Genomic DNA, 13,066 nt, shown 5'->3' on the forward strand with positions numbered 1-13,066 from the left:
GTAAGTATGGTAAAGACATAGAAAAGGTTGAACAGACGGGAGGAGAGCGAAGTGCAGCAACAGCAACAGCTTCGGCAATTAGGCTACCCCGCCAAACTATTTTTATATGCGGTTATGTTTATAGGTACGGTAATCGGGATGAAATATGTGGTTGAAATCCGGCTGCCGGATGGAGGAAGACCGCCGTATCTGTTCTTGGTCTGGAATACGTTTCTGGCCTGGATCCCGGCCGGCCTTGCCATCGGTCTGGATTTGATCAGTCTCATGAGTTCCCGGCTGCTCAAAGGTATACTATTTCTTTCGGTAGGTCTGGTCTGGTTTTTCTTTTATCCGAATGCAGCTTATTTAGTCACGGATTTATTGCATCCGTTCGCGCGTTACCCGATCTCCTCGCAGGGCAGATTCTGGTCGGATATGTTGTTCTGGGACCATCTATACACAGTACTTTTCGTAGCCTTGCTGGGTTTGGCGCTGGGTTCGGTCTCGCTCGCTTCGGTTCACCGGCTGGTCCGCAATGCGCTCGGAAGCGTCGCAGGATGGATTTTTGCGTTTGCCGTACTGGCGTTCAGCAGCTTCGGAGTTTATCTCGGCCGCTTTATCCGGTTCAATAGCTGGGATATTTTGCGTCATCCCTTTCAACTGTTAAAGGATATTGCCGTGTATTTCACGAATATGGATAACTTGAGTCATGCGATCCAATTTTGCAAATGGATGTTTCTGATCACCTGCTTCTGCTATGTTCTGCTCTATTTGTTCGGTGCGATGAGAGGCAATCCGGCTTCAATCCAAAAGGAGAAGGAACATGGAGAAACTAGTGCATTTCCTGCAAGAAAACCAGGCTCGATATGAAATCATATCCCATGAAAAGCCCATTGCATCCGCCCAGGACGGCGCCGACTTATTCGGAATCGAGCTGGGTCAGACAGCTCCCACACTGATCGTGAAAGGCGATGGCGGGTATGCGGCGCTGATCATCTCTGGGGATTACGGGCGAGTCGATTTTGCCGAGGTGGCGCAGAAAGCCGGTCTTGGAAAGCTCAAGCTGGCGAAGCCACAAGAGGTAATGGAGGCTACCGGATTTTCCATAGGGAGCGTCCCCTTGATCGGCCATGGATTGTCGGTCATTCTCGACTCCAAGCTGTTCAGGTATGAATGGATCTTTGGCGGCACCGGGGTACCGGAAGCCACTTTGAAAATCAGCCCGTCCGAAGTGGAAAGATTAAACAGGGTGATCACCCGCCTTTAATTAGATACTAAGCCCGTTGGTTTGGGTAATGATTATCAGGATTTCCAAGGTATTGAACAATCCGGGAGGTAGATCTTGATGCAATCATGGATCCTATGGGTGAACGTCGCCGCCCTGATCGGGTTGGCTTTTCTTTTTTATGCGCTGGACAAGCGGGTAACCAGCCGGGTCATTTTGCTCGCACCGATTCTGATTTATGTCGCCCTCTCCCTGGAGGACCTCCTCGGCTGGGTCGATTTCGGGTCGGTGTTCCAATCCGATGCGGTATTGCGGTGTATCATCTTGTTGTTTGTTCTTGGTTCTGTCGTGTTTTACATTTTGTATATTTTCCGCAGAATCGCCGATTCCGCCGTAAAGCGGGAAGTCAGTCTGAAGTCGGCCGTCGTCCGGATCAGCATCGCTACGCTGAGTTGCATCATTTTTTTTACGGTGGTGTATACCTCGATCTACAAGCTTTTTAAAGGCGGAAGTTTTGCCGGAGAAAACTTGGGCGAAGGGACGCTCTCCCAATTCATTACGTTTTTTTATTTCAGCGTGGCCACATTCACTACCGTGGGTTACGGGGATGTGAGGCCGGTCGATAATACGTCCCGATTGGTCGTCGTCATGGAGATATTTTTCAGCTTCATTACGGTCGCCTATGCGCTTTCCATGATTGGGGTATTCCGGCAAATCTTCATGAAAGAAGAGAATCCCAACGAATCCGACCGTACCTTAATCGAGGAATTGGAAGAGGACAACGGGGTAAACCGGTGATAAAATCCGAGAGGAGACGATCAGGTATGGATATGCGGAATAGCTTGAAAAAGAAATTTCCTACGCTCGAAAGCGAACGGTTGCGGCTGAGAAAAATCGGTGCCGGGGATGCCGAAGCGCTTTTCTGCTGCATTAATCATCCTTTGGTCCGCCGCTATACTTCCTTTCAACGGGGGACGCTGATGTTTCCGGCCCGGTTGTTCCGTTATTTTGAGGATACGTACCAAAGCCTCCGGGATCTGCATTTTGCAATTGAGGTAAAGGAGACCGGATGTTTGATTGGAGTTTGTTCCCTGCAATTCTGGGTGCGGGAAACAGGCAAAGCCAGGCTGGGTTACCTGCTTTCTCCGGAGTTCTGGAATAAGGGGTTCGCGACGGAGGCGGTCAAATCGTTGTTGAAATACGGCTTTGACACGCTGAACTTGAACCGGATCGAAGCGAGATGCAGCGTCGACAATCCGGCTTCGGAACAAGTTTTGCGCAAATGCGGGTTTTCGCTTAATGAGGATGAGGAATCGTCCGGTTCTCTCTTTATGAACAGCGGGTCCGGAGGACCATTAAGATTCTACGAATTAGTCTCTCCGGAATCTCCTGAAACACGTGAAAGCATTTGTTACACAAATGAAATATACCTGTGATCAATCCCTAATAGTAAGAGGGTAAACTTATTACATGACCCCCTTTTGAATATATTTGTCTTTGGAATCCGGCGAGTATCGTACGGGTTCCCTTTTTTTTGTCACGATGCTTTTTAAAGCGGAACGGCAATTCTTTGTTTGTTTTTGTAGTATACCCACTCGGTAAATCCGATTTCTTTCAGGCGTGCGGCGACATCATCCCATTCGTCGGCTACGCGGAGCGGCGTATGGGCATCGGAGCCGAAAGTAACATCCACTCCGAAATGGAGCGCGCGCTCCAGAATCGAGTCTGAAGGATACCAGCCTCCCGAGAGTTTCGTTTTGCCGGACGTATTAATTTCGATGGCCACCCCGTTATCCGCAATAACCTGCAAGGTATCGTCGATGGCTTCGGCGGCGGGAATATCGGAGAAGGCGGGGTAGTTTCCTTTCATGGCGTCGATATGGCCCAGGATTTGAAACATGCCGCTGCGAGCCGACTCCCGGATCAGGGCGTAATACGTTTCCTTATCCGCGACCCGCTGCTCGTCGGTCAGGCTTTTCCAGCGTTTTTTATTGAAAATGCTGACTTCATTAACGCTGTGTACGGAACCGATGATGTAATCGAACGGGTATTGGGAGAGGACCTGCCGGTAAGTTTCGGCGTGGGCCGGAAAATAGTCGGACTCAATGCCGAGCAGCACATCGATTTGGCCTTCATATTCCTGCTTCAGTTTCAGGACCTCTTCGACGTAATTGCCGAATTCTTTTTTGGCCATGGCGATATGCGGAAAAGGATGCTCTTCGGGGTTTCCGAAATAGGGTGTATGGTCGCTGATTCCGATGACCGACAGTCCGGCTGCGATCCCTGCCTCCACGTAGTCGCGGATATTCCCGTCGGCATGTCCGCAGCGAAAATGATGCGTGTGCAGATCAAACTTCATGCTGTCTCTCCTTTCAAGCGTACAAAACTTCGGATTATTCGGAACTGATAAAATGGGTTTCCGGCATGCCTTTCAGGTCACCAAGGAACTGTTGCATGGCGGAATTGACATATCTGCTGGATTTGTAAATGACGCCGACCGGATGCGTAACCTCCAGTTCGGGAATCGGGACGACCTTGATGGTTCCCTGTTTGAGTTCGCGGAGAATGGACTGCCTTGAAATGATGGCCGCTCCCAGATTAATTTCCACCATTCGTTTAACTTCCTCGCTGCTGGACAGCTCCATGACGATATGGGGCTCGATGTCGTGCGCCTTGAACACTTCATCGACGAAGCGCCGTCCGACCGTATCGGGAGATAGCATGATCAGCGGAACCTCGCGTAAGGAATCCAGCGTGGGGATGGTTTTGCCGGCCAGGGGATGCAGCGGGGACACGACAAGCTCGAACGTGTCGTAATACAGTATCGTAGAAAGGACCTGCGGATTATTCTCGATCAAGTAGCCTATGCCGATGTCCACTAACCCCTGCTCCACATTCTGATAAATCAGACTCGAGGGCATCGATTGGATCGTTGTTTTGATGAGCGGGAACTGATCTTGAAAATAGGACAGAATCCGCGGCAAAATCTGAATGGCGATGGAGGTCGTTGTACCTAGGACTATATGCCCCTGCGGCGTATGCTCCAAATCCGACAGTTTTTGCTTCAGTTCTTCGACAATATCCAGTATTTGCTCCGCCTTTTCAAGAAATACTTGTCCCCGGTCGGTTAATGTCACCGGCTGGTTCCGGTCGACCAGCACCGTCCGGAATTCATCTTCCAGGCTTTTGATCTGCGCGGACACGGCAGGCTGGGTCAGGTTAAGCAATTCCCCGGCTTTACGGAAGCTTTTTGTTTTGGATATGGTGATCAGCGTTTCTAATTGACTGATGTTCATTCCGAATCCTCCTTTCCTCCGTATTCCATAATATTTTATTAATTATAGAGGATTTTTCCTAACTAAATCAATCATACGGGCATGACAACACTGCGAATGAACCCGCAATTTAGTTACATTGTTCGATTTTTAATGACTTATATATAGGAATAAAGTATAATATATCTCAACTATAGTTGGGACTTTTGTATCGGATTATGTTACTTCTATGTGAAAAGGGGCGTAATAGTGAAAGCAGAAATGATCAATCCTTTTCTGGAATCCGCGTGTTCCGTAATTGAACAGGTGATACAAGTTTCTCCATCCACCGGGAATTTGGGCGTGAAGGAAGTTATGCGAGAGCAAGACCATATCTGGATTCAAATCGATATGACGGGCCATTACAGCGGCATGGTTATGTTCGGCTTGGAAGAGACGGTAGCCTTGCGAATCGTATCCGCCATGATGGGCGGATTTGTCTTGACGGAGATGGATGAAATGGGACAAAGCGCCATTTCAGAACTGGGCAACATGATCAGCGGTAACGCTAGCACCATTTTGTCAAATCAAGGATATGTCGTGGATATTACTCCGCCGCGCGTCTTAACCTCGAAACAAGAGGACTCCAATCAAATTCCGCGTAAAGCATTATGCATTCCGTTGCTTATGGACGGAATCGGGGAACTGGATATTCAAGTCATGATCTCCTAAAATGGACTATAAGGTAAAGTTCGAAGGGATGAGAGTCATGTCGTTGAACAATAAGGTCATAGTCGTAACCGGAGCCTCCAGCGGAATCGGGGCTTTGGCTGCGCAAATGCTGTCGGCCCAGGGAGCGACCGTAGTGCTTGCCGCCCGTTCGGGAGAGAAGTTGAAAGCGGTGAGCTCCGGAATGATGGGCCCAAGCCGGATATTGGAACTTAACGTCGGGGACGATGCTTCGGTGGAAGCGGGCTTCCGGCAGATCTACGCCGAGTTCGGCAGGGTGGATTGTCTTGTGAACAATGCAGGGTACGGCAAGTTCGCTTATTTTGACGATATGCCGCTGCAGGAGTTTGATGACATGATGAATGTGAATTACATGGGGATGGTCCGCTGTACGAAGGCGGTTCTGCCTCATATGAAGGATGCCAGGTTTGGGCGGATCGTCAATGTAGCTTCGATCGCAGGCAAGATCGGCACCTCGAAATCAACTTCCTATACGGCGACCAAGCACGCGGTGATCGGCTTCAGCAGCGCCTTGCGGCAAGAGGTTCGGGAATACGGAATTACGGTGTCCACGATCAATCCGGGACCGATCGATACGCCGTTCTTTACTTTGGCCGATCCGGAGGGGAATTACGTCAATAACGTCAAGTGGTTTATGATGAAGCCGGAACGGGTGGCCAAGGCAATGGTGTCCGCGGTTCAAAGCGGCACAACCGAAATCAATCTTCCCTGGATCGCAGGCGCGGGAGCCAAGCTCTATCAGATGTTTCCCCGTCTGGCGGACCGTCTAAGTTACCGCATGTTAAATAAGAAGTGAAGGGATCGGCTGGGAACGGCCGATTTTTTTGTGCTTATAATCGACGCTTTTAAGTTGGATTTGGTTGGGCCGGGATTTTCGCATATAATGGAAATAATGATTTTTTAAGATAAGGATGAACTTGGATGACTACAACGAATAGCTTTACCGGGCTTGGATTAGATGACACGCTTGCCGCAAAATTAGCCGATTACGGGATTATGGAGCCTTCGCCGGTGCAGGCCGAATGCATTCCTGCAGCCCTGGCAGGTCGGGATGTGCTCGCCCAGTCGCAGACGGGGACCGGCAAGACCTTGGCTTACCTGCTTCCGCTGCTGCAAAACATCGATGCCGATGGAAAAAACCTGCAGGGCCTTATTTTAGCGCCGACTCAGGAACTGGCGATGCAAATTGTCCGCGAGGCGGAAAAATACGGAGAAGCGCGAGGAATTCGCGTACAGGCCCTGATCGGCGGCGCCGCGATTAAACGCCAGCTTGAACGGCTGAAGCTGCATCCGCAGCTCATCGTCGGGACGCCCGGAAGGATCCGGGAAATCTTGGCTTTGCGCAAGCTGAAGCTTCACACGGTCCGTACGGTGGTCGTCGATGAAGTCGACCAGATGTTTCAACTGGGCGGCACGGCTGATTTAGAGCATATTTTGCGCGGAACTTTGCGCGAACGGCAGTTGCTGTTCCTTTCGGCGACGGTGAATCCGGAAATCCGGACACTTGCCGGACGGGAGATGAAGGAAGCGCTGGAGATCGGAATCGAACCGGAGCACCGGACTTCAAAAAGCGTGGAGCATCTGTATTTTATCAGCGAACGGGACAAAATTGATATCTTGCGCCGGATTATCAGGCACTATAATCCTGCCCGCTCCATCGTGTTCATTAACAACACGGCGGACATCGGCGAGGTTGAGGCAAAAATGAACTTCGTCGGCTTAAGTGCCGGAGCGCTGTATGGGGATGCGGACAAAATCGTGCGCAGCGTGACGCTCCGCAAGTTCCGCGAAGGCAAAATCCGGGTGCTCGTGGCCACGGATGTTGCGGCGCGCGGGCTGGATATCGAGGAGTTGTCCCTCGTCGTCAATCTCGATCCGCCGATCGATTCGGAGCATTACGTGCACCGGGTCGGCCGTACCGGGCGAATGGGACGGAAAGGACTGGCCGTCTCGATTATCTCGCCGAAGGAAGAATTCATCATGCGTAAATTCTCCCGGGAACTCGGGATTGGGATCGCGCTTCGCGATTTGTACGGCGGTGAGGTGATTGACCCGCAGGCTCCGTCAAGCGGACGGGGAAGCGGACAGGGACGTCAGTCGGGTCCGGGGCAAGGACGGGCGCAAGGGCGGGGCTATGAGCAAGAGCCCGAAAGATCGTCCGGGCGTAGCGCCGGTGGCACGAGAAGAGAGGGGACGGGCAATGCCAAGCCCGGTCCGGCATCTTCTGGCCGCGGAAGCGGAGCTGGTGCTGGAGCGGCCCAGGCACCGGCCGTCCGCGAGGCGGGCCGCCAAGCCCGGAACGGTTCCGGCGCAGGTTCGGCCGGAACGCGAAACGCTGCACCGGGAGGCGCCCGGAAGAACAATAGCAAGCAAGACCGCAAGAACAAGGGCGCTCCCAAGTGGCTGAAAGATAAGCAGTCCCGCGATTAAAAGGGAAAGCGTCTTTGGCCCTTGAAGCTATTTCAGCGGAGAGATCGCAAAACAGACATAGTGGGTAGATCAATATTCATTGAGGGGGAGCCGTTTTGAGTGAGACGCCCGTATTGCAAATTGAACAATTGACCGGGGGTTACAGCCTGGGGCGCCCGGTACTCCATGACATTAACTTCGAAGTGATGCCGGGAGAAATGGTCGGACTGATCGGGTTGAACGGAGCCGGGAAAAGTACGACAATGAAGCATATTCTCGGACTTATGACACCGCATCGCGGCGGGGTGGCCGTTCAGGGGAAAACCCGGGCCGAAGATCCCGAAGGATACCAGGGTTCCCTGGCCTTCGTTCCGGAGTCGCCGCTGCTTTACGAGGAATTGACGGTCCGGGAGCACTTGGAGTTTGCCGCCCGGGCCTATGGAGTAGATTCCGGGGATTACCAGGAAAGAGCGGAACGGCTGCTGAAGCTGTTTCATATGGAGGAAAAAGCGGACAGCTTGTCCATCCATTTGTCCAAAGGGATGAAGCAGAAGGTCATGATCATGTGCGCGTTTGTCGCCCGGCCCTCGTTGTATGTTATCGACGAGCCGTTTCTCGGTCTCGATCCGCTCGGCATTCGTTCCCTGCTGGATTTCATGATGGAGATGAAACGGAGCGGAGCTTCGATTCTGCTCAGCTCGCATATTTTATCGACGATCGAAAATTATTGCGACCGCTTCATCGTTCTTCATCGCGGGGCGGTAATCGCCCAGGGAACGTTAACGGAAATTGCCCAGCAGGCCGGCATGCCCGGGGCGGCGCTTGAAGATATTTTCTATAGCTTAGTTAAAGGCGGAGATTAAATTATGAAGCTCCAAGAGCTGCGCGGCCGGCGCAAATCATCCTTCTGGAGTAAAGTGCTCCCTTATCTGCCTTATGTCTTTCAAAGCGGAGTGGCGGTCCTGTTCCTGCTGCTGCTGATCGCCTTTTCCGCCTGGTATACGTCCTTTTTGCAAAACATGCCGCCGGATCTTCCGGTTCTATGGATCATGCTGATCCTGGTGGGGCCACTGACGGTATATTCCGGATTCCGGACTTATGTCCAGCCGGCGGATGTTATTTTCCTGCTGCCGCAGGAAACAAGAATGAATAATTATCTCAAGCCTGCATTCCGTAGCGGAGTCATCTATAAGCTGATCGGGCTTTATACACTACTGCTCATTGTGTGGCCTTTGTATATCCGCAGCGGGGCTGAGGTAAGGCATCCGCTGTGGTTGATCATGATTGTCTTACTTCTTCTTAAGCTGCTCAGTGCCTACGGCGCATGGCAGGAACTCAGAATTTCAACCTCGCGGGCCAGAGCCTATTACCGGCTGCTTCGCTGGTGCTTTATTCTGTTGATACTCGTGGCATGGTTATGGCAACCGGCATGGAAAAGCGCTTTGTTCATGCTGCTGGTCGGCATCAACTATACTCTCGCCCTGCGGTTTCCGATGAAGCATGCCGTGCCTTGGGAGAACCTGATCGCGGCGGAAAAATCCGGAGCAGCCAGAGTCATGTTGCTGCTGGGCTGGTTCGTGGATGTTCCCGCCGAAGGACAAAAGGTTATTCACCGGCGCTGGCTCTCCAAAGTCGGTAACGGCATTACCTGGAGTCGTGACGGAGCTTATCGGTTCCTGCTTACGAAGACTTTTCTGCGCAGCGAACTGCTGGGCATTATCGTCCGGTTGGCCGTGCTCGGCATGGTGGTCGTCGGATTAAACGGGAAAACCTGGATCGGCGCCATATTGTATCTGTTTTTTATTTTTGTGGCAGGCACGCAGCTTACCGCGCTGCGTCATATTCATGGCGATACACCAGCCGATGCCTACTATCCGATTCCGGCCGGTTCTCGTCAGCAGGAGGTCATTGCTTTAGCCTCCCGTGTGCTGCTGGCGATCACCTTGTTGATGTGGATCCCGATGGCCGTCGTTCCCGGTGCCGGAAGTGTGAGTATCCTCTTCGCCAGCCTCGTCGCGGGAATCGCCCTGGTATTCGGCATGAAGTCCTCCTGGAAACGGAAGTGGAAGCAGGAGGACGAGGAATGATCGACGGATTGAAGGATGTCGATTGACGAATGCCGAATGCTGAATGCTGAATACCAAGTATCGAATACCAAGTATCGAATACAAAATACTGAATACCGGATCGAAACTAGCTGTATTTTATGTAGCTAATTTTCCGGAAAACGGCGTATGAATCAAATTAACTGTAAAACCTACAGGTATTTTTGTCCTTTCAGGCCAGTAACCCCAAAAAGCCTGAAATTAACTGTAGGTTTTGCAGTTATTTGTTTTTTAAGGCTCTAATTCCTGAAATTAGCTGTAGGTTATCCAGTTAATTCTCAAATGTTGTTTAGGATGGGCGAGCAGATAGTAGCTTGGGAAGGATGAAAGTGGCAAAGCAGTGGCGAAAACGGGTGCAAGAAGTATAAGTGTGCTTAGAACGGTAGGCGCAACTAAAGGCAGCTAATTAGACAGTGGATAATCGTTGGAAAAGTCCCAATAGTGGCCGTGTGCAGAACAGGAGTAAATACGAGTAAGTGTTAAAGAGTAGCCTATTTCACCAGAGAGTAACTTTGAAATAATAGTATGCGGATAGCGAGTAGTAATGTGGCCAGCAGGGAGTAAAGGAAGCAATAGTGAGTAATGGTGGCAATAGTGGCATTGGTGAGTTAAGGAAGCAATAGTGATCAATAGAGTGTAAAGGAAGCAATGGTAACAGTGGCGATTACAGTGTATGAGGGGTTAAAAGGAGTTACCTAAGGAACATCTTAGTATAGCTTGTAACTTATTACCGATGGAGCGAAAACGGACAGGGGTAATGTGGAGCAACTAGAGCTGAAAAGTAAATGTAGAGCTGCGGACAGCCGAGCGCAATATCCTTAGTCAGATCAATGAGCATGATCTACAGGATAAGAATCAATCCTGTGCTTGTCAACGAAAAAAAGTCGCTGAGGAGAAACTCCTCCAGCGACCTTCTTTGTCGTTATTTTTAAAGCAGGCTTATAAGAAAATGGTGCGGCTGATAATTACCAGCAGAATAAAGAGCACCAGGATTACGCCTGTGCTGGTCCAGAGACCTCCGCCGTAGCCGCCGCCTCTTCCTTCGTCAACTCCACTCATGTGCAATTCCCCTTTCCCACAGAATAGATCGTTCTTACAAAATATTCTATGAGTCGGTTGTGCCAAGTGCTTGGGCGAATATAACGGCGCAACTCAGAATGGGTGTTCCTTTGAAGTAGGAGTTTAGCCTTGAAGATCCAGAACGCCTTTATAAACGATATCAAACAGGTCCTCCAGATTCTCCTCGGCAATGCAGGAGAAAGCAATCCGCAGATCGGTGTCGCCGAGCGCGATGGTGCCGACGCCGTATTCGCGGATCAAATGCTGCCGAAGCTCATCGGCATTGACCATTTTTAGCTTAAGGCACATGAAGTAGCCCGAATTGAAAGGATAATATTCCCACACATCGCCGTATTTCCCGCTATCGAGCAGGGATTTGACTTTGTTGGCCCGGCCCTTCATCACTTTGAATTTTTCAGCCTTCTGGGCTTCAAACTCGGGCGATTTCAAAGCTTGGAGCACAAAGGTTTGGGAAGGATGAGCGCCGCTGGAAACGGTCGCACGGATGATGCCCATCGTCTTCTGCTCCAGTGCAGTCAGAACGCCGGCATCCTCGGCAGCGAAAGTGATGAATCCGACCCGGAAGCCCCAAACGTATTCCTCTTTGGTGGCGCCGTCCACTTTTACCGGCAGAATGCGCGGATGGCGCCCGGCCAGTTTGCCGAACAGCGACTCGGACAAGGATTCCTCGAAGAACAATCCGAAGTACGCGTCATCGGTAACGACCACAACATTGATCCCTGCTTCCGCAGCTTCCACAACGGCGGCGACGATTTCATCGCCTTCCTTGACGCCCGGGGTATATCCCGTCGGATTGTTCGGGAAGTTCAGGATGACGATCGCTTTGCCTTTATCTTTTTGAGATAGCAGCGCTTCGCGCAGGCCTTGGCTGTTGAACTTCATATCCTCGGTAAACAGCGGATAATTTACGATAACCCCGTGTCGGCGGATCCCGAAAGTTAATTCGTAGTTTTCCCAGTTTTTATCCGGATAAATGATGGCGTCGCCTTCGTCCGCGAACAGGTCCGCCACGATGCTGAGACCGTGGGTAAGCGCGTTGGTGACAACGGGATTACCGAAATGCTTGTCTGCAACCGTCGGGTTTTCCCGCAGCATCTTTTCGCGCCATACGGTGCGAAGTTCAGGTTTGCCGGCCGGTGGCGCATACGGATATAAATCCTGAGGCTTATATGCGGACAAGGTTTCTTGAATCGCCGCCAGATGCATCGGGCCGCCGTTTTCGGTAGCGATGCCGATCGTGGCGTTGTACTTTTTCGCTCCGGCCGTCGCTTCGGCGGATTGGCTCAAAATGCCTTCCTTGGGGAAATAGATTTCCTTGCCCAGAGTGGACAGCATCTCGTACACATGGATATTGCCGGACTTCAAATTCTCGTTTAACTGCTCCGCGAGTGGGTTCATCACGTATTCATCCTTCCAATCGGTTTTGATATGGGACAGTTCCGTTTTGACTGCCTAACATTATATCATTTCGTCCCCATACCGTCACGGTCAAAACAGACGTTTCCGATTGAATTTTAACGATGCCGTGGACAATACTTCTTCATCAGCTCGACGGTATCCGGATCAAGGTCCTGATGCCGCTCCTCCAGTCCCTGAACCACGCCGGAAAATTTAGTCTCGTTCATATTTTGTCCAAATTTGAATTTGCCGCTGATGGTCTCGGGAATAATCTTGACGACGGACACGCTTTTAAGGTGTCCTGTGTACTGCGAATTGTCGGCCACTATAGGATCATAACCGCCTTCGGGCTGCAGCTTTTCCATAAATAACGTCAGGACAGCCGCCTTTTCCTCCAAATTCTGCACTTTTTCCGCCCGCCCTCGGACCATGACGCTTTTGAAAAAAGCCGAAGCCGGACAAGCTAGGTTCGGATCGGTAAAATACGAGGGAATAATCGCATACTCCTTGGCCACCGTAAAGCTTACCCTGGCGTCGTGCGCCAAATGCTTCATCTTTTCCCCCGCCAGACTTCCGTGAAAATAAAAACAGTGCCCGTCATATACAAAGTTGAGCGGAGTAACCCGGCTCCATCCGTCCTCTCCCACGGTGCCGAGAAAGCCGAAACTCATCTCCCGCAGAAACTCTTCGATTTCTTGGGTGTCTTCTACTCCAAATTCTTTTCTTCTCAAGGTGATCCCCCTCCGTAACTTTCCTGTGCTTCATCAGCCAGTCAATTTGTTTTTCAACAGTCTATTCCCGTAATTGACATAAAAAAAGAACCAATTTACATTAATTTTAATAGTCCAATTGACAGAAAGCGCAGG

Annotated in this window: 14 protein-coding genes; 9 read left to right on the forward strand and 5 right to left on the reverse strand. The window is 51.0% G+C overall.

The features are described 5' to 3' along the window. Positions 1-51: 51 nt before the first annotated feature. The 4 genes from DFP94_RS13490 to DFP94_RS13505 all read left to right on the forward strand — a co-directional run bounded on the left by DFP94_RS13490 (position 52) and on the right by DFP94_RS13505 (position 2,640). A complete protein-coding gene (locus DFP94_RS13490) occupies positions 52-849 on the forward strand; it encodes a DUF1361 domain-containing protein (protein WP_245954805.1) in 798 nt (265 codons plus the stop codon). Further along, entirely contained in the window at positions 803-1,246 is a 444-nt protein-coding gene (locus tag DFP94_RS13495) for an aminoacyl-tRNA deacylase (RefSeq protein ID WP_114497130.1), read from the forward strand. Before DFP94_RS13490 ends, DFP94_RS13495 begins: the two co-directional genes overlap by 47 nt. A 78-nt stretch (positions 1,247-1,324) precedes the next feature. Further along, positions 1,325-2,002: a potassium channel family protein gene (locus DFP94_RS13500; RefSeq protein WP_114496989.1), complete on the forward strand. Its 678-nt coding sequence runs from the start codon at positions 1,325-1,327 to the stop codon at positions 2,000-2,002. Between the two features lie 26 nt (positions 2,003-2,028). Further along, positions 2,029-2,640: a GNAT family N-acetyltransferase gene (locus tag DFP94_RS13505; RefSeq protein WP_114496990.1), complete on the forward strand. Its 612-nt coding sequence runs from the start codon at positions 2,029-2,031 to the stop codon at positions 2,638-2,640. 113 nt (positions 2,641-2,753) lie between these two features. Here DFP94_RS13505 and DFP94_RS13510 read toward each other — a convergent pair whose 3' ends face one another. Together DFP94_RS13510 and DFP94_RS13515 are read right to left on the reverse strand one after the other, a co-directional pair. Next, positions 2,754-3,563, reverse strand: a complete 810-nt coding sequence (locus tag DFP94_RS13510; protein WP_114496991.1) for a histidinol-phosphatase — start codon at positions 3,561-3,563, stop codon at positions 2,754-2,756. A 34-nt stretch (positions 3,564-3,597) separates the two neighbouring features. Beyond that, complete coding sequence (locus DFP94_RS13515) at positions 3,598-4,500, reverse strand: LysR family transcriptional regulator (protein ID WP_114496992.1); 903 nt, start codon at positions 4,498-4,500, stop codon at positions 3,598-3,600. 228 nt (positions 4,501-4,728) lie between these two features. Here DFP94_RS13515 and DFP94_RS13520 point away from each other — a divergent pair, with 228 nt between their 5' ends. The 5 genes from DFP94_RS13520 to DFP94_RS13540 all read left to right on the forward strand — a co-directional run bounded on the left by DFP94_RS13520 (position 4,729) and on the right by DFP94_RS13540 (position 9,704). Beyond that, complete coding sequence (locus DFP94_RS13520) at positions 4,729-5,190, forward strand: chemotaxis protein CheX (protein WP_114496993.1); 462 nt, start codon at positions 4,729-4,731, stop codon at positions 5,188-5,190. A 37-nt stretch (positions 5,191-5,227) separates the two neighbouring features. Further along, positions 5,228-6,004 carry an SDR family NAD(P)-dependent oxidoreductase gene (locus DFP94_RS13525; RefSeq protein ID WP_114497131.1) on the forward strand — a complete coding sequence of 259 codons (777 nt, stop codon included), beginning with the start codon at positions 5,228-5,230 and terminating at the stop codon, positions 6,002-6,004. Between the two features lie 125 nt (positions 6,005-6,129). Further along, positions 6,130-7,638 carry a DEAD/DEAH box helicase gene (locus tag DFP94_RS13530; RefSeq protein ID WP_114496994.1) on the forward strand — a complete coding sequence of 503 codons (1,509 nt, stop codon included), beginning with the start codon at positions 6,130-6,132 and terminating at the stop codon, positions 7,636-7,638. 95 nt (positions 7,639-7,733) lie between these two features. Then, entirely contained in the window at positions 7,734-8,480 is a 747-nt protein-coding gene (locus tag DFP94_RS13535; protein WP_114496995.1) for an ABC transporter ATP-binding protein, read from the forward strand. A 3-nt stretch (positions 8,481-8,483) separates the two neighbouring features. Further along, on the forward strand, positions 8,484-9,704 hold the full coding sequence (locus DFP94_RS13540) for an ABC transporter permease (protein WP_114496996.1): 1,221 nt from the start codon (positions 8,484-8,486) through the stop codon (positions 9,702-9,704). A 957-nt stretch (positions 9,705-10,661) separates the two neighbouring features. Here the strand turns inward: DFP94_RS13540 and DFP94_RS13545 are convergent. The 3 genes from DFP94_RS13545 to DFP94_RS13555 all read right to left on the reverse strand — a co-directional run bounded on the left by DFP94_RS13545 (position 10,662) and on the right by DFP94_RS13555 (position 12,931). Then, positions 10,662-10,781 carry a sporulation protein YjcZ gene (locus DFP94_RS13545; protein ID WP_114496997.1) on the reverse strand — a complete coding sequence of 40 codons (120 nt, stop codon included), beginning with the start codon at positions 10,779-10,781 and terminating at the stop codon, positions 10,662-10,664. Positions 10,782-10,904: 123 nt separating this feature from the next. Continuing rightward, on the reverse strand, positions 10,905-12,200 hold the full coding sequence (locus tag DFP94_RS13550; RefSeq protein WP_114496998.1) for an aminotransferase class I/II-fold pyridoxal phosphate-dependent enzyme: 1,296 nt from the start codon (positions 12,198-12,200) through the stop codon (positions 10,905-10,907). A 116-nt stretch (positions 12,201-12,316) separates the two neighbouring features. Next, positions 12,317-12,931 (reverse strand): pyridoxamine 5'-phosphate oxidase family protein, encoded by a 615-nt coding sequence (locus tag DFP94_RS13555; RefSeq protein WP_114496999.1) that lies wholly within the window; start codon positions 12,929-12,931, stop codon positions 12,317-12,319. Between the last annotated feature and the right edge of the window lie 135 nt (positions 12,932-13,066).

The sequence above is a fragment of the Fontibacillus phaseoli genome, assembly GCF_003337355.1.
Lineage (GTDB): Bacteria > Bacillota > Bacilli > Paenibacillales > Paenibacillaceae > Fontibacillus > Fontibacillus phaseoli.